The organism is Pantoea sp. Tr-811 (genome assembly GCF_011752535.1).
Lineage (GTDB): Bacteria > Pseudomonadota > Gammaproteobacteria > Pseudomonadales > Pseudomonadaceae > Aquipseudomonas.
The window spans coordinates 156,034-178,821 of record NZ_VWXJ01000004.1 but is presented as its reverse complement, the minus strand read 5'-3'; the positions used below and the strand labels follow the sequence as shown (position 1 = coordinate 178,821).

General features: G+C 64.4%; 19 protein-coding genes. 11 read left to right on the top strand and 8 right to left on the bottom strand.

All coding sequences use genetic code 11. The features are described 5' to 3' along the window. The first annotated feature begins 17 nt into the window (after positions 1 to 17). On the top strand, positions 18 to 2,801 hold the full coding sequence (locus F3J44_RS07840; protein ID WP_167271553.1) for a M16 family metallopeptidase: 2,784 nt from the start codon (positions 18 to 20) through the stop codon (positions 2,799 to 2,801). Further along, a complete protein-coding gene (locus F3J44_RS07835; RefSeq protein WP_167271550.1) occupies positions 2,798 to 4,456 on the top strand; it encodes an ABC transporter ATP-binding protein/permease in 1,659 nt (552 codons plus the stop codon). The genes F3J44_RS07840 and F3J44_RS07835 overlap by 4 nt, the downstream gene beginning before the upstream one ends. A gap of 100 nt (positions 4,457 to 4,556) precedes the next feature. On the opposite strand, the gene F3J44_RS07830 is transcribed toward F3J44_RS07835, so the two are convergent. The 5 genes from F3J44_RS07830 to choX all read right to left on the bottom strand — a co-directional run bounded on the left by F3J44_RS07830 (position 4,557) and on the right by choX (position 8,553). Next, the gene (locus F3J44_RS07830) at positions 4,557 to 4,814 is read right to left on the bottom strand and encodes a hypothetical protein (RefSeq protein ID WP_159412923.1); all 258 of its coding nucleotides are present in this window, start codon (positions 4,812 to 4,814) and stop codon (positions 4,557 to 4,559) included. Positions 4,815 to 5,127: 313 nt separating this feature from the next. Then, positions 5,128 to 5,604, bottom strand: coding sequence for a thioesterase family protein (locus F3J44_RS07825; RefSeq protein ID WP_167271548.1), 477 nt, complete (start codon positions 5,602 to 5,604; stop codon positions 5,128 to 5,130). Between the two features lie 10 nt (positions 5,605 to 5,614). Further along, positions 5,615 to 6,580 (bottom strand): L-carnitine dehydrogenase, encoded by a 966-nt coding sequence (locus F3J44_RS07820; protein WP_167271546.1) that lies wholly within the window; start codon positions 6,578 to 6,580, stop codon positions 5,615 to 5,617. Between the two features lie 18 nt (positions 6,581 to 6,598). Next, positions 6,599 to 7,483, bottom strand: coding sequence for a 3-keto-5-aminohexanoate cleavage protein (locus tag F3J44_RS07815; protein WP_084942015.1), 885 nt, complete (start codon positions 7,481 to 7,483; stop codon positions 6,599 to 6,601). A 125-nt stretch (positions 7,484 to 7,608) separates the two neighbouring features. Beyond that, entirely contained in the window at positions 7,609 to 8,553 is a 945-nt protein-coding gene (choX, locus tag F3J44_RS07810; protein WP_167271544.1) for a choline ABC transporter substrate-binding protein, read from the bottom strand. Between the two features lie 144 nt (positions 8,554 to 8,697). Here choX and F3J44_RS07805 point away from each other — a divergent pair, with 144 nt between their 5' ends. After that, positions 8,698 to 9,642 (top strand): GlxA family transcriptional regulator, encoded by a 945-nt coding sequence (locus F3J44_RS07805; RefSeq protein WP_167271543.1) that lies wholly within the window; start codon positions 8,698 to 8,700, stop codon positions 9,640 to 9,642. A gap of 69 nt (positions 9,643 to 9,711) precedes the next feature. On the opposite strand, the gene F3J44_RS07800 is transcribed toward F3J44_RS07805, so the two are convergent. Next, positions 9,712 to 10,113 (bottom strand): lysozyme inhibitor LprI family protein, encoded by a 402-nt coding sequence (locus tag F3J44_RS07800; RefSeq protein WP_167271541.1) that lies wholly within the window; start codon positions 10,111 to 10,113, stop codon positions 9,712 to 9,714. Between the two features lie 284 nt (positions 10,114 to 10,397). Here F3J44_RS07800 and F3J44_RS07795 point away from each other — a divergent pair, with 284 nt between their 5' ends. The 6 genes from F3J44_RS07795 to F3J44_RS07770 all read left to right on the top strand — a co-directional run bounded on the left by F3J44_RS07795 (position 10,398) and on the right by F3J44_RS07770 (position 18,205). Continuing rightward, positions 10,398 to 11,375: a dipeptidase gene (locus F3J44_RS07795; RefSeq protein WP_016497618.1), complete on the top strand. Its 978-nt coding sequence runs from the start codon at positions 10,398 to 10,400 to the stop codon at positions 11,373 to 11,375. A gap of 76 nt (positions 11,376 to 11,451) precedes the next feature. Continuing rightward, positions 11,452 to 11,982 (top strand): DUF5943 domain-containing protein, encoded by a 531-nt coding sequence (locus F3J44_RS07790; protein WP_054891724.1) that lies wholly within the window; start codon positions 11,452 to 11,454, stop codon positions 11,980 to 11,982. Between the two features lie 15 nt (positions 11,983 to 11,997). Beyond that, positions 11,998 to 14,058 carry a dimethylglycine demethylation protein DgcA gene (gene dgcA / locus F3J44_RS07785; RefSeq protein WP_167271539.1) on the top strand — a complete coding sequence of 687 codons (2,061 nt, stop codon included), beginning with the start codon at positions 11,998 to 12,000 and terminating at the stop codon, positions 14,056 to 14,058. 181 nt (positions 14,059 to 14,239) lie between these two features. Beyond that, positions 14,240 to 16,192 carry a dimethylglycine demethylation protein DgcB gene (gene dgcB, locus F3J44_RS07780; protein ID WP_167271537.1) on the top strand — a complete coding sequence of 651 codons (1,953 nt, stop codon included), beginning with the start codon at positions 14,240 to 14,242 and terminating at the stop codon, positions 16,190 to 16,192. Next, positions 16,192 to 17,424 (top strand): electron transfer flavoprotein subunit alpha/FixB family protein, encoded by a 1,233-nt coding sequence (locus tag F3J44_RS07775; protein WP_167067531.1) that lies wholly within the window; start codon positions 16,192 to 16,194, stop codon positions 17,422 to 17,424. Before dgcB ends, F3J44_RS07775 begins: the two co-directional genes overlap by 1 nt. A 10-nt stretch (positions 17,425 to 17,434) precedes the next feature. Beyond that, complete coding sequence (locus tag F3J44_RS07770) at positions 17,435 to 18,205, top strand: electron transfer flavoprotein subunit beta (RefSeq protein WP_167271536.1); 771 nt, start codon at positions 17,435 to 17,437, stop codon at positions 18,203 to 18,205. 214 nt (positions 18,206 to 18,419) lie between these two features. Here the strand turns inward: F3J44_RS07770 and F3J44_RS07765 are convergent, their stop codons facing one another. After that, the gene (locus F3J44_RS07765; RefSeq protein ID WP_167271535.1) at positions 18,420 to 18,623 is read right to left on the bottom strand and encodes a cold-shock protein; all 204 of its coding nucleotides are present in this window, start codon (positions 18,621 to 18,623) and stop codon (positions 18,420 to 18,422) included. A 613-nt stretch (positions 18,624 to 19,236) separates the two neighbouring features. Here F3J44_RS07765 and F3J44_RS07760 point away from each other — a divergent pair. Beyond that, a complete protein-coding gene (locus F3J44_RS07760) occupies positions 19,237 to 20,037 on the top strand; it encodes an RHS repeat-associated core domain-containing protein (protein ID WP_167271534.1) in 801 nt (266 codons plus the stop codon). Between the two features lie 61 nt (positions 20,038 to 20,098). Here the strand turns inward: F3J44_RS07760 and gbcA are convergent, their stop codons facing one another. Then, positions 20,099 to 21,391: a glycine-betaine demethylase subunit GbcA gene (gbcA, locus tag F3J44_RS07755; RefSeq protein WP_167067548.1), complete on the bottom strand. Its 1,293-nt coding sequence runs from the start codon at positions 21,389 to 21,391 to the stop codon at positions 20,099 to 20,101. Positions 21,392 to 21,674: 283 nt separating this feature from the next. Between gbcA and gbcB the strand changes: the two genes are divergently transcribed. After that, complete coding sequence (gene gbcB, locus F3J44_RS07750) at positions 21,675 to 22,775, top strand: glycine-betaine demethylase subunit GbcB (protein WP_167067551.1); 1,101 nt, start codon at positions 21,675 to 21,677, stop codon at positions 22,773 to 22,775. The last annotated feature ends 13 nt before the right edge of the window (positions 22,776 to 22,788 follow it).

Genomic DNA, 22,788 nt, shown 5'->3' with positions numbered 1-22,788 from the left:
AAACCGTGGATAACCTGATGAACAAGCTCATCGCGGGCCTGCTCGGCCCGCTGCTGCTCGGCGCGTGCGCCGCCGTGCCCGAACCCGACGCGCCGCTGCCCTGGGATGCCCAGGTGGTGCAGGGCCAGTTGGCCAACGGCCTGGCCTACCGCCTGGTGCGGGAAACCTCGCAGCCGGGCCGGCTGGACCTGCGCCTGACCGTGCAGGCCGGTTCCGTGGACGAAACCGACGACCAGGTCGGCGTCGCCCACATGGTCGAACACCTGGCCTTCCACAGCCGCGCCGGCGGCGATCAGCAACTGCGCCAGCGCATGACCGGCCTGGGCTGGGTGCAGGGCCGCCACTTCAATGCGGTGACCAACTACGAGCGTACCCAGTACCTGATCGGCCCGCCCGCCGGTGTGCGCCAGGCGCCCCAGGCCCTGCAGGCGCTGGCCGACCTGGCCTTCGCCCGCGACTACAACGCCCAGGACCTGGAGCGCGAGCGGCCGATCGTGATCGAGGAATGGCGCGGCGGCCTGGGTGTGGCGCAGCGCATGAATGAACAACGCACCGCCTCCCAGCGCACTGGCTCGCGCTACCCCGGCCACCGCACCATCGGCAACGAGGCGGCGATTCGCTCGGCCAGCCTGGCCAGCCTGCAGGCCTTCCAGGGCCGCTGGTACCTGCCGAACAACATGGTGTTGTCGGCGGTGGGCGACTTCGACCCCAAGGTGATGCTGGCGCAGATCGAGCAGGCCTTCGGTTCGGCCAAGCCCGGCAAGCTCCCCAGCCGTGAGCAGCGTGAGCTGCCGCTGGACGACACGCTCAAGGTGTTCCGCCTGCAAGACACCCAGTCGGGCAGCAACCAGGTGGCGATGCTGTTTCGTTCCCACGAACCGGACAGCCGCGGCACCACCCGTGCCGCCCTGCGCGAGCGGCTGATCGACCGCATGGCCCTGGCTGCGATGCTCGACAGCTTGCGCCGCCAGCCGCGCGAGCCAGGGGTGCGCAGCCTGATCGTGCAGAAAACTTTGATTGGCGAACACTCGGCGGTACTCGGCATCGCCGCCGCCGTCGAAGGCCAGGCCCACGCCCAGGCGCTGCAGCAGTTGCTGACCGAGATCGAACGGCTGCGCCAGCACGGCTTCAGCGAGGCGGACCTGCAGCGCGAGCGTGAGCGAATCCGCAGGCTCGGTGACAAGACCCTGGCCAATACAGCGCCGCGCACCTTCGAGCAGTGGGTCGAACAACTGAACAACGCGGCAGTGCAGGGCAATGCGGTCACCGAGCGCCAGGCCATCGCCGAGCGCTACCTCGACGTGCTGGGCAGCATCGGCCGCAGCGACCTGGATGCCCGCATGCGCCGCTGGCTGGCCAGCCCCGACCGGGTACTGCAAGTCAGTGCCCCGGGCAATACCGAGGTGACGCTGCCAAGCGTTGCCCAGGTGCAGGCGCTGCAGGCCGAGCTGGCCGGCCGTGCCCTCGGCGCCCCGGCCCAGCAGGTGCCGGTTGCCGCCGCGCGGCCCAAGGTAGTGATGCCGCCACTGGCGGCAGCGGCCGATATCACCGGGCGCCAGGTTTTCCCTGAACAGCAGGTGGAGCACTGGCAATTGAGCAACGGTGATCGCCTGGTCTGGCTCAAGCGCAATGGCCCGGAAGGCAAGTGGTTGCTGCAGGCGGAATCCTCTGCTGGCTACCAGCAGCAGGGCGCACCGGCCTGGCGCCTGCAGATGGCTGCCCAACTGGCGCTGCTTAGCCCGTCACCGGGCATGGACCCAAAAGCCTTGGCCGACTGGCGCCAGCAGCAACGCGCCACGCTCAGCCTCGACCACCAGCCGCAACGCCTGCAGCTCAACCTGGCCGCTGCCCCGGAGCAGTTCCTGTTCCTCTTGCAGAGCTATCGGATGAGCCAACGGGTGAGCGTCGACCCTGCCGTGTTCGACGAGGCCCGTGATGAAATGCTGGCGCGCCTGCGCAGCCGCCCGGGCGATGTGCGTGAGCAGCAGGAGCGCGTGCAGCGCACGCTGACATACGGCGCCGACTACTGGCAGGCCCCGGATATCGCCAGCCTGGAAGGGCTCACGGTTGGCCAGCTGAGTGCAGACTGGCGGCGCCTGTCTGGCGCCCCGGTCACCTACTACCTGATGGCCGACACCACCCCGCAGCAGCTTGAACCCCTGGTGCGCCAGGCGCTGGCAACCATTCCTCGGCAGCAGGCCGTGGCCACCCAGCCGGCCTTGCAGCAGCCGGGCCAGCGCCGCGAAGACCTGGCCATTGCCCTGGAACCGCGTGCAGTGCTGCAGGCCAGCAGCTTCCAACCCCATGCCTGGAGCCCGGAGGCGGCGGCGCGGGTATCGCTGCTGCGCGACCTGGCCAATCAACGCCTGAAAGCCCAGTTGCGGGGCGAGGCGTCGGGTGTCTACCGCCTGCGCTTCGACACCGAGCTCAATGCCGACACCCAGCGCATCGAAAGCAGCCTGAGCTTTACCTGCGACCCGGCGCGAGTCGATGAGCTGTGGGCCATGGCCCAGAAGACCCTGGCCAACCTGCAGCCCGATGCCCACTGGCTGGTGGCCGAGCGCGCCGAGTTCCTGCGCCAGGAAGGCAAGCGCCGCGACGACCCGCAAACCCAGTTCAAGCGCCTGGTCCTCAGCGACCGCCACTGGCACGACCCGCGCTACCTGCAAACCCAAGCCCTGCTGCCCGAGGCCCTGACCCTGCCTGAACTGCAGCAGCAGGCCCTTGAGCTGTTCCCACGTGGCAATCAGGTGCAACTGCGCCTGCTGCCGTCGCCAACTGCCCTGGAGCAGGCGCTGTGAAGGCCTTGCGCGCGTTCTACCGGCTCAGCCGCCCATTCTGGGCCTGCCGCCAGCAATGGCCGGCCTGGCTGATGCTGGCGGCGGTGATCGGCCTGGGGCTGTTGGTGGTGCAGATCAACGTGCTGATCAACAGCTGGAGCAAGACCTTCTACGACACCCTGGCGGCGTTCGACACCGGCGGGCTGTATGGCCTGGTCGGCGAGTACGGGCTGTACCTGGGCAGCTACGTGCTGATCGTCGTGGTGATGGACTACCTGCGCAAAGGGCTGGAACTGCGCTGGCGCCAGGCGATGACCGGGCGCCTGACCGATGCCTGGCTGGCCGACCAGGCCTTCTACCGCCTGGGCCTGGCCGGCGAGCCGGACAACCCCGACCAGCGGATCGCCCAGGACATCGACCTGATGGTGGGCCTGAGTATCGAGCTGGTGGCGTCGTTGGTCATCAACCTGGCCCAGGTTGGCGCCTTCGTGGTGATCCTGTGGAGCCTGTCGGGCGTGCAGACGTTCAGCCTGTTCGGCGAGACGTTCACGGTGCATGGGTACCTGGTGTGGATCGTGCTGGCCTATACCCTGGTGGGCAGCGTGCTGACCCACCTGATCGGCAAGCCGCTGCACGCTTTGAACTACGAGCGCGAACACCGCGAGGCGGATTTCCGTGCCAGCCTGCTGCGCAAGCGCGACCACGCCGAGCAGATCGCCCTGTACCGCGGCGAGGCGGTGGAACGCGAACAGCTTGCCGGGCGTTTTCGCGCCATCGCCGACAACTGGCGGCAGTTGATGGGGCGCGAGCGCAACCTCAGTTTGTTCACGGTTTCCTACGAGCGTTTGAGCCTGATCATTCCGGTGTTCGCCGCCTTGCCGGCGTTCATGGCCAAGGCCATCACCCTGGGTGGGCTGATGCAGATTCGCAGTGCGTTCAACGCGGTGCATGGCTCGCTCAGTTGGTTCATCAAGCTGTACACCAAGCTGGTGCGCTGGAGCGCGGCGCTGCAGCGCCTGGAGCAGTTCGAGCAGGCCATTGCTGCCAGCCGCCAGCAGCTGCTGGCAGCGCCACAGGGGGAATGCCTGTGCACCCAGGGGCTGCGCTTGTGCAAGCCTGATGGCGGCGTATTGCTCGATGCCCGCGACCTGCGCGTAGGGCCGGGGGAATGGGTGCGCCTGGGCGGGCGCAGCGGGCTGGGCAAGTCGACGCTGCTGCGCACGTTGCAGGGGTTGTGGCCGTATTGCCTGGGTGAATGGCAGTTGCCGCCAGGGCGCAGTTTGTTGCTGCCGCAGAAGCCTTACCTGCCACGCATGAGCTTGCGTGCGCTGTTGGTGTATCCACAGGTTGGCGGGGTGGATGATCGGCTGTTGCAGCAGGCATTGGCGAATGTCGGGCTGGCCGGGCGACTGGATGACGAGCAGGAATGGGAGCGGGTGTTTTCAGGCGGTGAACAGCAGCGTTTGAGCCTGGCGCGGGCGTTGCTGTATCGGCCCGATACCCTGTACCTGGATGAGGCGACCAGCCAGTTGGACCTGGGCAGTGCGCGGGAGTTGCTGGCGATGCTTCGGCGGGAGTTGCCCGGGTGTACGGTGGTCGGGGTGAGCCATCAGGAAGGGCTGGTTGGGTTGTTTGACCGGACCATTGAGTTGGAGAAACAGGCGGAGTTTGTGTAAGTCGGTGCCGGCCTCTTCGCGGGGCAAGCCCGCTCCTACAGGTTGTGCACACTTCCTGTAGGAGCGGGCTTGCCCCGCGAAGAGGCCGGAACAGGAGAACTCAGGCGCGCCTGCTGAACTGGGCCAACGCCGGCAGCAGCTGTTTGTCGATGGCCTGGCGCACGGCCGGCAGGATGGTCGCACTGCCGGTATACATCTGCTCGACCATGCCCTTGAGCGCCCGCGCATTGGGCTCGGTCAACCCGCGCACCACCGCCTCGCAGGCCTGCTCGGCGCTGGCCCCGGCCGGAATGTCGAACCCGCGCGCGCGCAGGTGGCCTGCCAGGTCGTCCTGGTCAATCAAATCCGCATGCATCATGGCTGTTGTCCCTTTTTCACGACGAGAGTGCTGCTGTTGTTTACGACCGATTCTGTGTCCGCAGCGACAGCCTCGCAAGGGCAGAATGTCGCAATGGCTGGTTTGGCTAAGAACAGGTCGCTCCCGGCTAATTGCACACGCGCCGAAGCCAGCAGACTGCAGCCATTCACGGTCCACGAGGGTTTGGTCACCCTCATTCATGCACAGTGGATGTTGCTCGCTCTTGGCCCCGGATGCTCACGGCTTTCCGGGGCTTTTTTATGGGCACAAGACCCCGGTAGGAGCGAGCGCAGCTCGCGAAGAGGCCCTCAAATCATCCCACCGCCGGCAAACCAATCACCCGTTTGACGTAGGTGGCAGCGGCCAGACCCTGCTGCTGCTCCAACAACTGCCCCAGCAACGCCTGGCTCCGTGCCGAGAACGGCGCCGACTTCGGCCCGGCCAGATCCACATGCAACAGCATCTGCTCACTGGCCGCCAATTCCCCGTCGAACCCGGCGCGGTGCAGGCTGTGGTACACATGGAGGCGCTTGCGATCAAACCCGATGACCTGTGTTTGCACCCACACCTCGCTGCCCAGCTTCACCTCGTGCAGGTAATTGATGTGCGCTTCCAGGGTGAACAGCGAATGCCCGCTCTGCCCCCGGCTGTCGGCATCCAGGCCGATGCGCTCCATCAAGGCATCGGTGGCGTAGCTGAAAATCAGCAGGTAGAAGGCGTCGCGCAGGTGGCCGTTGTAGTCCACCCAGTCCTCCTGGACCTGGGTGCGGTAGGTAATCAGTGCTGGCATCGCGCGCTCCTTAATCGCCAAAGGCCATGCCGTGGTTGGCTTTGCTGGTTTTCACCGCTTCCAGCACGGCCAGCAGGGTGTCGTCACGGTAGCGTTCCAGCGCGGCAATGCTGCGCTCGCCCAGCTGCTGCGCGGTGCCTTCGACCACATCGTCGATCAGCTTGTCGGTCAGCTCTGGCGCTGGCAGGTAGGTCCAGGGCAGTTTCAGTGCAGGGCCGAACTGGGCCATGAAGTGACGCATGCCGGCGTCGCCACCGGCCAGGGTGTAGGTGAGGAAGGTGCCCATGAACGACCAGCGCAGGCCCGCGCCGAAGCGGATCGCGTCGTCGATTTCACCGGTGCTGGCCACTCCATCGTTGACCAGGTGCAGGGCTTCGCGCCAAAGCGCTTCGAGCAGGCGGTCGGCGATGAAACCGGGCACTTCCTTGCGCACGTGCAGCGGGCGCATGCCCAGCGCCGTGTAGATGGTCTTCGCTGCTTCGATGGCTTCGGGGGCGGTACGCTGGCCGCCGACGATCTCCACCAGCGGCAGCAGGTACACCGGGTTGAACGGGTGGCCCACCACGCAGCGCTCGGGGTGGGTGGCCGACTCGTAGAACTCGCTGGGCAACAGCCCCGAGGTGCTGGAACCGATGATCGCGTCGGGCTTGGCGGCCGCGCTGATTTTCGCGTGCAGGTCGAGCTTGAGGTCCAGCCGCTCTGGTGCGCTTTCCTGAATGAAGTCGGCCTCGCGCACGCATTCCTCGACGGTGGCCACGAAGCGCAGGCGCTCTGGCGATGCACCCGGGGCCAGGCCTTGTTTTTCCAGGGCCGGCCAGGCATTGGCAACGCGCTTGCGCAGGGCCTGCTCGGCGCCGGGCGCCGGGTCCCAGGCGATCACGTCCAGGCCGTGGGCCAGGGCGCGGGCAACCCAGCCGCTGCCGATCACGCCGCTACCCAGGGCAGCGAAGGTCTTGATGTTGGTGATGAAGGGCATGTCGGTCTCCTGAGGGGTTCAGCGGCGCTTGAGGTTCATCTTTTCCCGGCCTTCTGCCGGGCTGAGCACGCGGCCACCCATGCGGGTGATGATCTCTGCTGCGCGTTCCACCAACTGGCCGTTGCTGGCCAGCACGCCACGGTCCAGGTACAGGTTGTCTTCCAGGCCCACGCGCACGTTGCCGCCGAGCAGCACGGCCTGGGCGGCCATCGGCATCTGCATGCGGCCGATGCCGAAGCCGGCCCAGGTGACGTTGGCCGGCAGGTTGTCGACCATCGCCTTCATGGTGGTGGTGTCGGCCGGCGCGCCCCACGGGATACCCAGGCACAGCTGGAACAGCGGGTCGTCGAGCAGGCCTTCCTTCATCATTTGCTTGGCGAACCACAGGTGGCCGGTGTCGAAGATTTCCAGCTCGGCCTTCACCCCCAGCTCGGTGATGCGCTTGGCACCGGCGCGCAGCTGCGCCGGGGTGGAGACGTAGATGGCGTTGCCGTCACCGAAGTTGAGGGTGCCGCAGTCCAGGGTGCAGATTTCCGGCAGCAGTGCCTCGACGTGGGCCAGGCGCTCCAGCGGGCCGATCAGGTCGGTGCCTGGGCCGAATTCCATGGGCGACTCGCCCGGGCCGATTTCCAGGTCGCCGCCCATGCCGGCGGTGAGGTTGACGATGATGTCGACGTCGGCTTCGCGGATGCGCTCCATGACTTCGCGGTACAGCGCCACGTCGCGGCTGAAACGGCCGGTTTCGGGGTCGCGGACGTGGCAGTGGACCACAGTGGCGCCGGCCTTGGCGGCTTCCACGGCGGATTCGGCGATCTGTTTCGGGGTGACCGGGACCAGGTGGCTCTTGGCGACCGTGTCGCCAGCGCCGGTGAGGGCGCAGGTGATGATGACGTCGTGGTTCATGGCGTGGTTCCTTGGGTTGTCTGTGCGGGCCCTTTCGCGGGGCAAGCCCGCTCCTACAGGGGATCGAAGATCCCCTGACAAACGCATGACTTGTAGGAGCGGGCTTGTCCCGCGAAAGGGCCGGATCAGTTGGCGCTAAGCTTGAGGTTGTCCGCCGCAGGCTTGCCGTCAAAGGTGGTCACACCCTCAAGCCAGCGAGCCTTGTCCTCGGGGTGGTCCTTGAGCCACTGGCGGGCCGAAGCCAGGGCGTCCTTGTGGTCGAGCAGTGGCTGCATCATGCGGCTCTCGTCCTCGGCGCTGAAGGTCAGGTTGGCCAGCAGGCGGTGGGCGTTGGGGCACTTTTCGGCGTAATCGGGTGCGGTCACCGTCCACACCGTGGCGCGGCCTTCATCCGGGCCCAGGGCATCCTGGCTGTCACCCAGGTAGGCCATGTCGATGTTGACGTTCATCGGGTGCGGCGCCCAGCCGAAGAACACCACCGCCTCCTTGCGCCGCACGGCGCGGTCGACGGCGGCGAGCATGCCGGCTTCGCTGGACTCCACCAGCTGGAACTTGCCCAGGCCGAACTGGTTCTTGCTGATCATCGCCTTGATCTGGGTGTTGGCACCGGAGCCAGGTTCGATGCCGTAGAGCTTGCCGCCCAGTTCCTTCTCGAACTTCTGGATATCGGCGAAGGTCTTCAGGCCCTTGTCGTACAGGTACTTGGGCACGGCGAGGGTGGCGCGGGCGTCTTCCAGGCTGGGTTTGTCCAGCACCTTGACCTGCTTGGCGTCGATGAACGGGGTGATGGTCTGGGTCATGATCGGGTTCCAGTAACCCAGGAACATGTCCAGGCGCTTGTCGCGAATGCCGGCGAAGATGATCTGCTGCGAGGCGCTGGTCTGCTTGGTCTGGTAGCCCAGGCCGTCGAGCAGTACCTGGGCCATGGCGCTGGTGGCGATGACGTCGGTCCAGTTGACCACGCCCAGGCGCACGTTCTTGCAGGTGGCAGGCTCGGCGGCGAACAGCGGGGTGGCGACCATGCAGGTCACGGCAAGGGACAACAGGCTGCGGCGGATCAAGCGGGACATGGTGGCTCTCCATCGGCAGAACATTTTTATGGGGCCGGCCTCTTTGGGCCGTGTGAACACGCTACGCTGCTGCCAGGGCAGAAATTCGCACCCTGGCGACCAACATTTGCACGGTGGCGACCACCTTCAGCCGTGGAGCACGCAATGCCGCAATTGATTCATTTCCTGCTGTTGCCGGGGTTCTCGGCGATGGGCTTCATCAGCGCCCTGGAACCGCTGCGGGTAGCCAACCGCTTCAAGGGGCCGTCGTACCAGTGGCGTGTGCTGAGCCTGGATGGCGGCGCGGTGCAGGCCAGCAATGGCATGTCGGTGAATGCCGATGGCGCGTTGGGGGAGGGGGAGCCTGGGGGGATTTTGTTGATCGTCGCCGGCTTCGAGCCGCTGGCCTGCTATGGGCCGCCGTTGCAGCAGGCCTTGCGCCGGCTCGACCATGACGGCGTGATTCTGGGCGGCATCGATACCGGCCCGGTGGTGTTGGCTGAAGCCGGCCTGCTCGACGGTTACCGCGCAACCCTGCACTGGGAAGCGTTGGACGCCTTCAAGGAGCGCTACCCGCGCCTGCAGGTCACCCAGGAGCTGTTCGAAATCGACCGCCGGCGCATCACCTGTGCCGGGGGCACTGCCTCGATCGACCTGATGCTCGACCTGATCGGCCAGGCCCACGGCAGTGAACTGGCGGTGCAGGTGTCCGAGCAGTTCGTGCTCGGGCGCATTCGCCCACGCCAGGATCACCAGCGCATGCAGATCGCCAGCCGGTACGGGCTGAGCAACAAGAAGTTGGTGAAGGTGATTGGCGAGATGGAGCGCAACGTCGAACAGCCGCTCAATACCCAGCTGCTGGCAGAAGCGGTGCAGGTGACCCGGCGGCAGTTGGAGCGTTTGTTCAGGCTGCATCTGGACGACACGCCCAGTGGCTTCTACCTGCGGATTCGGTTGGACAAGGCGCGCCAGCTATTGCGCCAGACCGACATGAGCGTGCTGGAAGTGGCCGTGGCGTGCGGGTTCGAGTCGGCTTCGTATTTTACCCGGTGTTACCGGGCGCGGTTTCAGCGGTGCCCGCGGGAGGATCGGTTGGCCCGGGTGGTTTGATGTTTGTCGGTGCCGGCCTCTTCGCGGGGCAAGCCCGCTCCTACAAGCGGGCTTGCGGCCAGTGCAGGCTTACTGCTGGCCGATGGACTGCAGGTACTCCGAACGGTCATCACTACGCTGCGCCACGCAGGTATCCCACGCCGCCTGCAACGCCTTGCTGCCGGCCTTCTCGGCATAGGTTTCGACCTTGCAGTCGGCATCGCGCAGTTGCGTCCACAGCTTCTCGGCCGCCTCCATGCGCCCGACCAGGGCCTTGGCGTTGTCGCCATCATCGGCGTACTGGTCACGAATGCGCTGGATCAGGTCATCATAGGCCGACTTCAATTCACGCTCGGCGGTCTGTTTGTTGAACGCCGCGCAGGCGAAAGTCTGCTGGTCGCTCTCGACGTTGTCGCACGGCGTACTTTCTTCCTCGCCGGCGTGAGCGCCGGTCACCACGGCCAGCAACACCAGCCATGCCATCGATCTCATCCGTTTTCTCCTTAACAGGCTGACGAATCGGCAGGATTCTCGCTCAGCCGCCGAGAAGACGATAGCTCTCTGACGAAATGTTCATCAAACAGCTACGCATGTCGTTATCGCGACTGTCTCGCATCCCCAGGCGCCGTGCCAGAGGGTGCGATGTCGCGCATTGACGCTTTCGGCAAACCCCCTGTCGTTTTTGCATCGGGGCGCCTTTGGGCACAGGCATATGCTGGCCCCAAAGCGCCGGCACAAGGTTCGGCGAGCCCAACTGAATAAAAGGGGACAGCCTGATGAGCCCAGCCGAACTTCACGCCGACAGCATCGTCATCGACGGCCTGATCATTGCCAAATGGAACCGCGAGCTGTTCGAGGACATGCGCAAGGGCGGGCTGACTGCGGCCAACTGCACCGTGTCGGTGTGGGAAGGGTTCAAGGCCACCGTCGACCAGATCGCCGCCAGCCAGAAGCTGATTCGCGACAACAGCGACCTGGTGATGCCGGTGCGCACCACCGCCGACATCCGCAAGGCCAAGGAGCTGGGCAAAACCGGCATCCTTTTCGGTTTCCAGAACGCCCACGCCTTCGAAGACCAGATTGCCTATGTAGACGTGTTCAAGCAGCTGGGCGTGGGCATCGTGCAGATGTGCTACAACACCCAGAACTTGGTGGGCACCGGTTGCTACGAGCGTGATGGCGGGCTGTCGGGCTTTGGCCGCGAGATCGTGGCGGAAATGAACCGCGTCGGCATCATGTGCGACCTGTCCCACGTCGGTTCGAAAACCTCCGAGGAAGTCATCCTCGAATCGAAAAAACCGGTCTGCTACTCCCACTGCCTGCCGTCGGGCTTGAAAGAACACCCGCGCAACAAGTCGGACGAAGAACTGAAGTTCATTGCCGACCACGGTGGCTTCGTTGGCGTGACCATGTTCGCGCCGTTCTTGGCCAAGGGCATCGACTCGACCATCGACGACTACGCCGAGGCCATCGAGTACACCATGAACATCGTCGGTGAAGACGCCATCGGTATCGGTACCGACTTCACCCAGGGCCACGGCCAGGACTTCTTCGAGTACCTGACCCACGACAAGGGCTACGCCCGCCGCCTGACCAACTTCGGCAAGATCATCAACCCGCTGGGCATTCGTACCGTCGGCGAATTCCCCAACCTCACCGAGACCCTGCTCAAGCGCGGCCATTCCGAGCGCGTGGTACGCAAGATCATGGGCGAGAACTGGGTCAACGTCCTCAAGGACGTCTGGGGCGAGTAAGCCGCTCTCCAAGCCTGATAGCCCCAGCCAGCAACGCCGGGGCACCCACATAAAAATTTTATGGAGTTGAGTTTCCATGGCCAAGATCGCCCCGCAATTGCCAATCGAAGTCGACAGCGAAACCGGTGTCTGGACCAGCGACGCCCTGCCGATGCTGTACGTGCCGCGCCATTTCTTCGTCAACAACCACATCGGCATCGAGGAAGTGCTGGGCGCCGACGCCTACGCCGAAATCCTCTACAAGGCCGGCTACAAGTCCGCCTGGCACTGGTGCGAGAAGGAAGCCGAATGCCATGGCCTGGAAGGCGTGGCGGTGTTCGAGCACTACATGAAGCGCCTGAGCCAACGTGGCTGGGGCCTGTTCGAAATCCAGGACATCGACCTGGATAAAGGCACCTGCAGCGTCAAGCTCAAGCACTCGGCCTTCGTGTACGTGTACGGCAAGTGCGGGCGCAAGGTCGACTACATGTTCACCGGCTGGTTCGCCGGTGCCATGGACCAGATTCTCGCTGCCCGCGGCAGCTCGATCCGCACCGTGGCCGAACAGGTGTACGGCGGGTCGGAAGAAGGCCACGAAGATGGCCTGTTCGTTACAAAGCCGTTGTAAGCCGGAGAGAGCGTCATGGCATTCGAAGCAATGTTCCAGCCGATCCAGATCGGCAAACTGACCATCCGCAACCGTGTGCTCAGTACCGCGCACGCCGAGGTCTACGCCACTGACGGCGGCATGACCACCGACCGCTATGTGAAGTATTACGAAGAGAAGGCCAAGGGCGGCATCGGCATGGCGATCTGCGGCGGCTCGTCGGTGGTGGCCATCGACAGCCCGCAGGAGTGGTGGTCGTCGGTCAACCTGTCGACCGACCGCATCATCCCGCACTTCCAGAACCTGGCCGACGCCATGCACAAGCATGGCGCCAAGATCATGATCCAGATTACCCACATGGGCCGCCGCTCGCGCTGGGACGGCTTCAACTGGCCAACCCTGATGTCGCCCTCGGGCATCCGCGAACCGGTGCACCGCGCCACCTGCAAAACCATCGAGGTGGAAGAGATCTGGCGGGTGATCGGCAACTACGCGCAAGCCGCGCGCCGGGCCAAGGAAGGCGGCCTGGACGGCGTGGAACTGTCGGCCGTGCACCAGCACATGATCGACCAGTTCTGGAGCCCACGGGTCAACAAGCGTACCGACGAGTGGGGCGGCAGCTTCGAAGGCCGCATGAAGTTCGGCCTGGAAGTGCTCAAGGCCGTGCGCGCCGAAGTGGGTGACGACTTCTGCGTGGGCATGCGTATCTGCGGTGACGAGTTCCACCCCGATGGCCTCAGCCACGAGGACATGAAGCAGATCGCCGCCTACTACGACGCCACCGGCATGATCGACTTCATCGGCGTGGTCGGCTCGGGCTGCGACACCCACAACACCCTGGCCAACGTCATCCCCAACATGAGCTACCCGCCGGAGCCGTTCCTGCACCTGGCGGCTGGCATCAAGGAAGTGGTCAAGGTTCCGGTGCTGCACGCGCAGAACATCAAGGACCCGAACCAGGCCACGCGCATTCTCGAAGGCGGCTACGTGGACATGGTCGGCATGACCCGCGCCCACATCGCCGACCCGCACCTGATCGCCAAGATCAAGATGGGCCAGGTTGACCAGATCAAGCAGTGCGTCGGTGCCAACTACTGCATCGACCGCCAGTACCAGGGCCTGGATGTGCTGTGCATCCAGAACGCCGCCACTTCCCGTGAATACATGGGCGTGCCGCACATCATCGAGAAAACCACCGGGCCCAAGCGCAAGGTGGTGATCGTGGGCGCCGGCCCTGCTGGCATGGAAGCGGCCCGAGTGGCTGCCGAACGTGGCCATGACGTGACCGTGTTCGAGAAGAAGGAGCAGATTGGCGGGCAGATCACCATCGCCGCCAAGGCCCCGCAGCGCGACCAGATTGCCGGTATCACCCGCTGGTACCAGCTGGAGTTCGCCCGCCTGAAGATCGACCTGCGCCTGGGCACGGCCGCCGATGTGGCAACCATCCAGGACCTGCGCCCAGACATCATCGTGCTGGCCGTGGGTGGGCATTCGTTCCTTGAGCAGAACGAGCACTGGGGCGTCGCCGAAGGGCTGGTGGTCAGCAGCTGGGACGTGCTCGACGGCAAGGTGGCACCGGGCAAGAACGTGCTGGTGTACGACACCATCTGCGAATTCACCGGCATGTCGGTGGCCGACTTCATTGCCGACAAGGGCAGCCAGGTGGAGATCGTCACCGACGACATCAAGCCGGGCGTGGCCATGGGCGGCACCACCTTCCCCACCTACTACCGCAGCATGTACCCCAAGGAAGTGATCATGACCGGCGACATGATGCTGGAAAAGGTCTACCGCGAGGGCGACAAGCTGGTGGCGGTGCTGGAGAACGAATACACCGGCGCCAAGGAAGAACGCGTGGTCGACCAGGTGGTGGTGGAGAACGGCGTGCGCCCGGACGAGCAGCTGTACTACGCGCTCAAGGACGGCTCGCGCAACAAGGGCCAGATCGACGTGGAGGCGCTGTTCGCCATCAAGCCACAGCCGATCCTCAGCCAGCCGGGCGAGGGCTACCTGCTGTACCGCATCGGCGACTGCGTGGCCCAGCGCAACGTGCATGCGGCGATCTACGACGCCTTGCGCCTGTGCAAGGACTTCTGATCGCCCCGTCTTTGTAGAGGCGGGACAGGCCCCCCTGTAGGAGCGAGCGAAGCTCGCGATGGCGTAGGCCCTGGCAACCTGGTTGTCTGCTTGGCCGCTATCGCGAGCGCTGCTCGCTCCTACAGGGGTCCGCGCCGCGTTTGAGAGTGGCGCAAGAATCCAGCTGTTGTGGGAGCCTCCCATGTTGAACACCCTTCTACCCATCCTGCTGTTCGCTGCCCTTGGCCTGGCGGTGCTCGGCGCCCTGCGCCGGGTGCGCATGTGGCGGCGGGGCCGGCCTTCCAAGGTCAACCTGGTCGGCGGCCTGCTGGCCATGCCGCGGCGTTACCTGGTGGACCTGCACCATGTGGTCGAGCGCGACAAGTACATGTCCAAGACCCACGTGGCCACCGCCGGCGGTTTCGTGCTGTCGGCCGCGCTGGCGATCCTGGTGCACGGCTTCGGCCTGCAGAGCAAGATCCTTAGCTACGCCCTGCTGGTGGCCACGATCATCATGTTCAGCGGCGCCATTTTCGTCTTCAAGCGCCGCCTGAACCCGCCTGCGCGCCTGTCCAAGGGCCCGTGGATGCGCCTGCCGAAAAGCCTGCTGGTGTTCGCCGCCAGCTTCTTCATCGCCACCTTGCCGGTGGCCGGCATTCTGCCGGCTGATACTGGCGGCTGGGTGATGGTCGGCATTCTTGGCCTGGGCGTGCTGTGGGGCGTGTCGGAGCTGTTCTTCGGCATGACCTGGGGCGGCCCGATGAAACACGCCTTCGCCGGTGCCCTGCACCTGGCCTGGCACCGCCGCGCCGAACGCTTCGGCGGCGGCCGTTCCACCGGCCTGAAACCGCTGGACCTGGAAGACCCAAGCGCACCCCTGGGGGTGGAAAAACCAGCAGACTTCACCTGGAACCAACTGCTGGGCTTCGACGCCTGCGTGCAGTGCGGCAAGTGCGAGGCCATGTGCCCGGCGTTCGCTGCCGGCCAGCCGCTGAACCCGAAAAAACTGATTCAGGACATGGTCATCGGCCTGGCCGGTGGCACCGACGCGCAGTTCGCCGGCAGCCCGTACCCGGGCAAGCCAATTGGCGAGCATGGCGGCCATCCGCACCAGCCGATCGTCAATGGCCTGGTCGACGCCGAGACGCTGTGGTCGTGCACCACCTGCCGCGCCTGCGTCGAGGAATGCCCGATGATGATCGAGCACGTCGATGCCATCGTCGACATGCGCCGCCACCTCACCCTGGAAAAAGGCGCCACCCCGAACAAGGGCGCCGAAGTGCTGGACAACCTGATCGCCACCGACAACCCCGGCGGCTTCGCCCCAGGCGGGCGGATGAACTGGGCGGCCGACCTCAACCTGCGGTTGCTGTCTGAGGTCAAGGCCACCGAGGTGCTGTTCTGGGTCGGTGACGGTGCCTTCGATATGCGCAACCAACGCACCCTGCGCTCGTTCGTCAAGGTGCTCAAGGCCTCGGGCGTGGACTTTGCCGTGCTCGGCCTGGAAGAACGCGACAGCGGCGACGTGGCGCGCCGCCTGGGCGACGAGGCGACCTTCCAGCAACTGGCCAAGCGCAATATCCAGACCCTGGCCAAGTACCGCTTCCAGCGCATCGTCACCTGCGACCCGCACAGCTTCCATGTGCTCAAGAACGAGTATGGGGCGTTGGGCGGCGACTACCAGGTGCAGCACCACAGCACCTACATCGCCGAACTGATCGAGGCGAAGAAACTCAACCTCGGCCAGCACAAGGGCGGCAGCGTCACCTACCACGACCCGTGCTACCTGGGCCGCTACAACGGCGAGTATGAAGCGCCGCGTGCGGTGCTCAAGGCACTGGGCATCGAAGTACGCGAGATGCAGCGCTCGGGCTTCCGTTCCCGTTGCTGCGGCGGCGGTGGCGGCGCGCCGATCACCGACATCCCCGGCAAGCAGCGCATTCCAGACATGCGCATGGACGATATCCGCGAAACCGAGGCCGAGCTGGTGGCCGTGGGCTGCCCACAATGCACCGCGATGCTCGAAGGCGTGGTCGAACCGCGCCCGCAGATCAAGGATTTGGCCGAGTTGGTGGCCGATGTGTTGATCGAAGCGGACGCACCGGCCGCGGCAAAGCCGCAAACGGCTAAACGTGAACCTGCGGAGGTGCACTGATGAGCGACATTATCCGCCGCGACCCACGCGCCGAGTGGATCGCCCGTAACCGCCTGCACCCGCTGCACGCGGCCATGCAAACGCAACAAACGCGCTGGATGGGCCCCAACGGCCTGCTGCGCAAGAACCCCCATGCCCTGGCCGCAGGCTTCATTGGCCCGGCAGGCCTCAAGCGCATCGACCGCAGCGGCGCCCAGCAGGGCACCGGTGTCGGCGGGCGGCGTACGGCGGCGGCCGAGGTGCAGTTGCCGCTGCACCAAGTCCCGGCGCCAGCGTTCTACGTCGCCGTGGTGCCCGACATGGTGGGTGGCCGCCTGAGCAGCCACGACCGCGACCTGCTCGGCCTTGCCCACAGCCTGGCGGGCAGCGACGGCGCCGTGCTGGCCGTGGTGTTCGGTGAACACAAGGAAAGCAACTTCGCCACAGCCGGTGTCGACCGCCTGCTGGTGATCGAAGGCGAAGCGTTCGAAGGCTATGCACCGGAGCAACTGGTGCAGGGCCTGCGCGCTGTGGATAACCAGTTCACCCCCCGCCACTGGTTGCTGCCCGACAGCCGCAGCGGCGGTGGCGAACTGGGCCGGCGCTTTGCGGCGGCCCTGGGCGAACGCCCGGCCACGCGGGTATGGCAAGTGAAGGACGACCAGTGCATCGGCCGCGCCGGTGCTGGCCAGCAAGACCTGCAACGCGCCGTGCCACGCCTGATTCTGGGCGCGGCGGAATGCGCCGAGCCGGTCAGCGAAACCCGCCACGAAGCGTTGCCGGTGGAGTTGTCCACAAGCGTGCCGCGCAGCCTGTCGCGCATCGAGGACCTGGGCTCGGTGGCCGTCGACCCGGCGACCATCGCCATGGCCGAGGCCGAGTTCATCGTTTCTGGCGGCAATGGCGTGAAGGACTGGGCCCTGTATCACCAGGCCACCGCCGCCCTCGGTGCTACCGAAGGTGCCTCGCGGGTGGCGGTGGACGACGGCTTCATGCCGCGCAACCGCCAGGTGGGTGCCACGGGTACCTGGGTTACCGCGCGGGTGTATGTGGCGGTGGGCATTTCCGGGGCGATCCAGCACCTGCAGGGTATCGGCGCCTGCGACAAGGTGGTGGCGATCAACATGGACCCAGGCTGCGACATGATCAAACGGGCGGACCTGTCGGTGATTGGCGACAGTTCGGCGATTCTCAAGGCACTGATCGAGGCTGTGGACAACTTCCGCAGCGGCGGCCAGCGCGACGCGGCATAAGGGCACGAGCATGAGTACGAAAGTGATCAGCCTGGTTTCCATCGGTGCCCACCCAAGCTCCGGCCGCGCCCGCCGCGCCGAGCAGGATGCGCGGGCGGTGGAGCTGGGGTTGCAGCTGGCGGGGGATAACTTGCAGGTGGTGCATGCCGGCGACCCGCGTGAAGAGGCCTTGCGCGCCTACCTGGGCATGGGCCTGGATCACCTGGATGTGCTGGAGCAGCCGGCCGGTGCCGATGTGCTTGGGGTACTGGGCGATTACCTGCGCGATGCTGGCGCCCAGTTGGTGCTGACCGGCAGCCAGGCGGAAACCGGTGAAGGTTCGGGCATGCTGCCGTTTTTGCTGGCCGAGAAGCTGGGTTGGCCGTTGGTGGTGGGGTTGGCGGAAGTGGAGTCGATCGACAACGGTACCGCCCAGGTACTGCAGGCGCTGCCACGGGGCCAGCGGCGCCGGTTGAAGGTGCGCCTGCCGCTGCTGGCGACTGTGGATAACGCCGCGCCCAAGCCGCGCCAGAGCGCCTTTGGGCCTGCCCGCCGGGGTGTGCTGGCGGCGCGCAATGTGGCGATCGTCGAGGACGAACTGTTGGCCGAAGCCGAACTGCAGCCGGCACGGCCCAGGCCCAAGCGGCTCAAGGTCATCAAGGCCAAGAGCGGTGCGGACCGGATGAAGGCGGCAACGGCCAAGGCCAGCGGTGGCGGCGGCAAGGTGCTGAAGGATGTTTCTCCACAGGAAGGTGCAGAAGCCATACTCAAGCTGCTGGTGGAAGAGGGCGTGCTGCGCTAAGGCCCCCTGTAAAAAATCCCCGCCCCTGCGAGCTGCGCTGTCGCGCCGCAATTACCTGTAGGAGCGGGCTTGCCCCGCGAACACCGGCGCAGCCGGTGCCCCGCACCGCGGTGCTGGCTTCGCGGGTCAAGCCCGCTCCTACAAGGATTCTCTGTTAAATCAGATATTTCCGATTTGTTCCATGGGACCAGTAGGGCTGGATTATCAGGCAACACTACTGCCGCACGACGTTGAACGCCCAATTGGCCAACCCCTCGCTCACCGGCTCGAACGACACCCGCTCCCCCGCCAGCAGCCCCCCATCCCCCGTCGCACAGCGCAGTACCAAGTAATCCCAACCTTGCCCCTCGGCGCTGATTATCCCCATCCCATGGCCGTCATCGAACCATTTCACAGTGCCTGTGAGGCGGCTGTGCATAAGTAGCTCCTAGGGTAGTGCCAAAATAATGGCCACTACTCCATCACAGATGGCAAACCAGCGAAACTGGTAAAAATGTCAGCTACGTCGCAAATTTGCCCACGGAATCTGTTCGTCAACGTGTGGATAAAGTGTTGGTGCATGGTCGTAGGCCCTGCAGGGCATGGGCTGCATCGATTTGGACAAAAAATGACCAGGCCAAATCGAAGGCTTCTGATGGGAGTACCGCCGCGGCGGTTTGGATTTGCCCACAATGACTGTTAGTCGGTCTGTGGATAATCTGTTCGATATTGGCTGAATGCCGCGCAAATCAAGGCCTTGACCGGTTTGATCAAATAATGATCAATTAGCTGTGAAAACGCTCCAATCTTTGGAAATCATGGCCTTGAGTGGCTTATCCACAGGAGGCTATGTCCATTCGGTCCGCTTGCTCACAATCTCTGTTGGTGTTTCTGTGGACAAGGTGTAGGAGGTTTCCTGAAGCCCTTGATTCATCAGCGGTCGAGCGTTGTGATCAATTTATGATCAATGGGATACCTGACATTTTTGCCAGTACGCAAGTCTTGGAGCAGCCCTTATGCTAGCGGCACACGCTTTGCTCTGTGGATAAGTTATGGCTAAGTATCTCCTCGCTACCGATGGCCAACGTTCCGTACTCAGCGGTTCGTCGAGCCCGCGACGGGCTTATTCACCTTACGGCACCCTGGGTAATGCGCGGGGCCCATGGCTGGGGTTTGCTGGCCAGCAACGGGATCAGCTCACAGGCAACTACCCATTGGGAAATGGCCATCGCTTCTACAGCCCAACCCTGATGCGGTTCATGGTGGCGGACAGGTTGAGCCCGTTTTCCAAGGGGGGGATCAATGCGTATGCGTATTGCGGGGGAGATCCCGTGAACCGTGTGGACCCCAGTGGTGAGTTCTGGGGCGTTATTCTCAGAGGTATTGGCATCGTGTCTAGCGGCACCACATTGCTCGGAGCATTGGCACGAACGGCCAAGAATGTCGTTGGACGAAGGATGGCGTTTCGCAACGGTACGGTCCATGGGGAGCTACCCTCAGCATCCAGAACCTCGAATCTACACTACATGCTCACGGGGGTGTCCGGGTTGGGGGGGCAGGTGGCTGCAACGGTAACGGGTGTAACACCTGGTCTGCAAACTGCCGCGGACGTGTTGGGCGCGATCAATGCCGTCACGAGTGTGGCCGGGGGAATGACAGGGAACTATGCGGCGGCGAAGGAGGTGGTGCACTACATGCGGCAATACCCGCGTGAAATTCCGGGGGTGCTTTTTGAGACTCTTATGGATGTCACGATGGTGGATGAGATGTTATCGACTGTAGGCAGAGGGCTTGAAGCGACGGCTGCCCGTATCAGGCGTATGAGAACACCACTCCATGAAGTCCAGGCTTAGTGGATGAGCCTGATACGCTCCGCTCATTTGGAACGAAGCGTGTCAGGCGAACGTCGGGGAGTTATTGAGCCTGCACTTCCTTCAGGTACGGCGCCGGCTCTGCCCCGAGGTTGTTGAGCAACCGCTGGCTGTACCAGTCAATGAAGTTCACCACACCAAACTCGTAGGTCTTCGAGTACGGCCCTGGCTGGTACGCCGTGGAGTTGATCCCCCGTTGGTTCTCTTCGGCCAAGCGGCGGTCCTGGTCGTTGGTGGCGTCCCACACCTTGCGCATGTGCTCAGGGTTGTAGTCCACGCCCTCCACCGCATCCTTGTGCACCAGCCATTTGGTGGTGACCATGGTTTCCTGGGCGCTGATCGGCCACACGGTGAACACGATCATGTGGTCGCCCATGCAGTGGTTCCACGAGTGCGGCAGGTGCAGGATGCGCATCGAGCCCAGGTCGGGGTTCTTGATGCGGCCCATCAGCTTCTGGCAGGCCTGCTTGCCGTCCATGGTCATCGACACGGTGCCCTTGAGCAGCGGCATGCGCACGATGCGGTTACGCAGGCCGTGGCTCTTGTGCAGGTACGGGATCTTCTCGGCGTCCCAGGCAGCGGCGGAGCTGGCCACGTGGTCCTTGAATTCCTGGCTGGCACGTGGGTCGTTGGTGTCGTCCCACTCCAGCAGGGTTTGCAGCAACTCCGGGTGCGAACCGCTGCAGTGGTAGCACTCGCGGTTGTTTTCCAGCACCAGCTTCCAGTTGGCTTTTTCCATCAAGGTGGTGTGCACCGCCACCTTGGTGTTCTCCATGTCGTACGGTTCCATGTAGTGGTCCAGGGTGGCCAGGAACTCGTCGATGGCCGGCGGGTTTTCCGCCAGGCTGATGAAGATGTAGCCGCCGGCGACCTTCACGTTCACAGGCTTGAGGCCGTACTGCTTCATGTCGAAGTCGGCGCCCATTTCGGTGCCCGCGAACAGCAGGCGGCCGTCCAGCTCGTAGGTCCACTGGTGGTAATGGCAGACCAGCTTGGCCACCTTGCCCTTATCGCTGACGCACAGGCGCGAACCACGGTGCCGGCACACGTTGTGGAAGGCATGCACCTTGCCCTCGGTACCGCGCACCACCAGGATCGGGTTGTTGCCGATCTGCAGGGTGATGTAGTTACCCTTGGCCGGGATCTCGCAGGTCATGCCGGCGATCAACCATTCCTTCTGGAAGATTTCCTGCATGTCGATCTGAAACAGACGCTCGTCGGTGTAGAACGGCTGGGGCAGCGAGTAGGTGCGCTCGCGGGTCTGCAGCATCTCGGCGGTGGCCTTGCGTGCAGGTTCCAGTGGATCGCCCAGGCTCAGGGTTGCGGTGACGTCCATCGTGTCTTCCTCGGGGCCGTGTGCGGCCGGCAAAAGGTGGCTAATCGTTGTTGTCGTGGTTCAACAGCAGGCTGGTTGTTTTGCCGTGGAGTGTGCGTCCGAAGACGCCGTGAACCGTATCCATGGACGACATGGCCGAATTGAATTACGACGCGCCAACCCTTGCAGTGCGGGGCTGGTCGCGATGAGCACGTCGATGTCGCTGGCAGGAATGTACGACGCCCGTCCCTTGAGCATTATCGGAGCCATAAAAAGGGCCAATAGTCGGCCGCTGGAGATGAACATGTCCGATACCTTCCTCAATCCGGTCAGCACCCAGACCTGGGCCAATGGCCGCCACATCGTGCGCTGCGTCAAGGTCATCCAGGAAACCTGGGATGTGCGCACCTTCTGCTTCATGGCCGACCAGCCGATCATGTTCTTCTTCAAGCCCGGGCAGTTCGTGACCCTGGAGCTGGAGATCGAAGGCAAGCCGGTGATGCGCTCGTACACCATCTCCAGTTCGCCGTCGGTGCCCTACAGCTTCTCGATCACCGTCAAGCGCGTGCCCGGTGGCCTGGTTTCCAACTTCCTCCACGACACCATGCACGAAGGCGCCGAGCTGCCGGTGCACGGCCCGGTGGGGCTGTTCAACGCCATCGACTTCCCCGCCGGCAAGGTGCTGTACCTGTCCGGTGGCGTGGGCATCACCCCGGTGATGTCGATGGCGCGCTGGTTCTACGACACCAATGCCAACGTCGACATGGTGTTCGTGCACAGCGCCCGTTCCCCCAAGGACATCATCTACCACCGCGAACTGGAGCAGATGGCTTCGCGCATCCCCAACTTCAGCCTGCACATCATTTGCGAGAAGCATGGTCTGGGTGAGCCTTGGGCGGGTTACCGCGGCTACCTGAACCAGCGCCTGATGGAGTTGATTGCGCCGGACTACATGGACCGCGTGGTGTTCTGCTGCGGCCCGACGCCCTACATGACGGCGGTCAAGCGCATGCTCGAAGCGGTTGGCTTCGACATGAAGAACTACCACGAGGAATCGTTCGGCGCCACGCCACCGGAGGCCAAGGCCGATGCGGTGGAACATGCCGAGCAGGCGGCCGATGCGCCGGAAGTGGATGCGTCGGACCTCAACCTGGTGGAGTTCATCGGCAGCGAGAAGAGCATTCGCGTGGCACCGGGCGAAACCGTGCATGCGGCGGCGGCCAAGGTTGGGCTGATGATTCCCAAGGCGTGCGGCATGGGCATTTGCGGGACGTGCAAAGTGCTCAAGCTGGGCGGCGAGGTGGAGATGGAGCACAACGGCGGGATTACCGAGGAGGACGAAGCCGAGGGCTATATCCTGTCGTGCTGCAGCGTGCCGAAGGGGGATGTGCGGATCGATTATTGAGCCGTCGACCAAT

Coding starts and splice junctions, on each gene's coding strand:
- F3J44_RS07840 (WP_167271553.1), top strand. CDS start 18: ATGAACAAGCTCATCGCGGGCCTGCTCGGCCCGCTGCTGCTCGGCGCG.
- F3J44_RS07830 (WP_159412923.1), bottom strand. CDS start 4,814: ATGATGCATGCGGATTTGATTGACCAGGACGACCTGGCAGGCCACCTG.
- F3J44_RS07825 (WP_167271548.1), bottom strand. CDS start 5,604: ATGCCAGCACTGATTACCTACCGCACCCAGGTCCAGGAGGACTGGGTG.
- F3J44_RS07820 (WP_167271546.1), bottom strand. CDS start 6,580: ATGCCCTTCATCACCAACATCAAGACCTTCGCTGCCCTGGGTAGCGGC.
- F3J44_RS07815 (WP_084942015.1), bottom strand. CDS start 7,483: ATGAACCACGACGTCATCATCACCTGCGCCCTCACCGGCGCTGGCGAC.
- choX (WP_167271544.1), bottom strand. CDS start 8,553: ATGTCCCGCTTGATCCGCCGCAGCCTGTTGTCCCTTGCCGTGACCTGC.
- F3J44_RS07805 (WP_167271543.1), top strand. CDS start 8,698: ATGCCGCAATTGATTCATTTCCTGCTGTTGCCGGGGTTCTCGGCGATG.
- F3J44_RS07800 (WP_167271541.1), bottom strand. CDS start 10,113: ATGAGATCGATGGCATGGCTGGTGTTGCTGGCCGTGGTGACCGGCGCT.
- F3J44_RS07795 (WP_016497618.1), top strand. CDS start 10,398: ATGAGCCCAGCCGAACTTCACGCCGACAGCATCGTCATCGACGGCCTG.
- F3J44_RS07790 (WP_054891724.1), top strand. CDS start 11,452: ATGGCCAAGATCGCCCCGCAATTGCCAATCGAAGTCGACAGCGAAACC.
- dgcA (WP_167271539.1), top strand. CDS start 11,998: ATGGCATTCGAAGCAATGTTCCAGCCGATCCAGATCGGCAAACTGACC.
- dgcB (WP_167271537.1), top strand. CDS start 14,240: ATGTTGAACACCCTTCTACCCATCCTGCTGTTCGCTGCCCTTGGCCTG.
- F3J44_RS07775 (WP_167067531.1), top strand. CDS start 16,192: ATGAGCGACATTATCCGCCGCGACCCACGCGCCGAGTGGATCGCCCGT.
- F3J44_RS07770 (WP_167271536.1), top strand. CDS start 17,435: ATGAGTACGAAAGTGATCAGCCTGGTTTCCATCGGTGCCCACCCAAGC.
- F3J44_RS07765 (WP_167271535.1), bottom strand. CDS start 18,623: ATGCACAGCCGCCTCACAGGCACTGTGAAATGGTTCGATGACGGCCAT.
- F3J44_RS07760 (WP_167271534.1), top strand. CDS start 19,237: ATGGCTAAGTATCTCCTCGCTACCGATGGCCAACGTTCCGTACTCAGC.
- gbcA (WP_167067548.1), bottom strand. CDS start 21,391: ATGGACGTCACCGCAACCCTGAGCCTGGGCGATCCACTGGAACCTGCA.
- gbcB (WP_167067551.1), top strand. CDS start 21,675: ATGTCCGATACCTTCCTCAATCCGGTCAGCACCCAGACCTGGGCCAAT.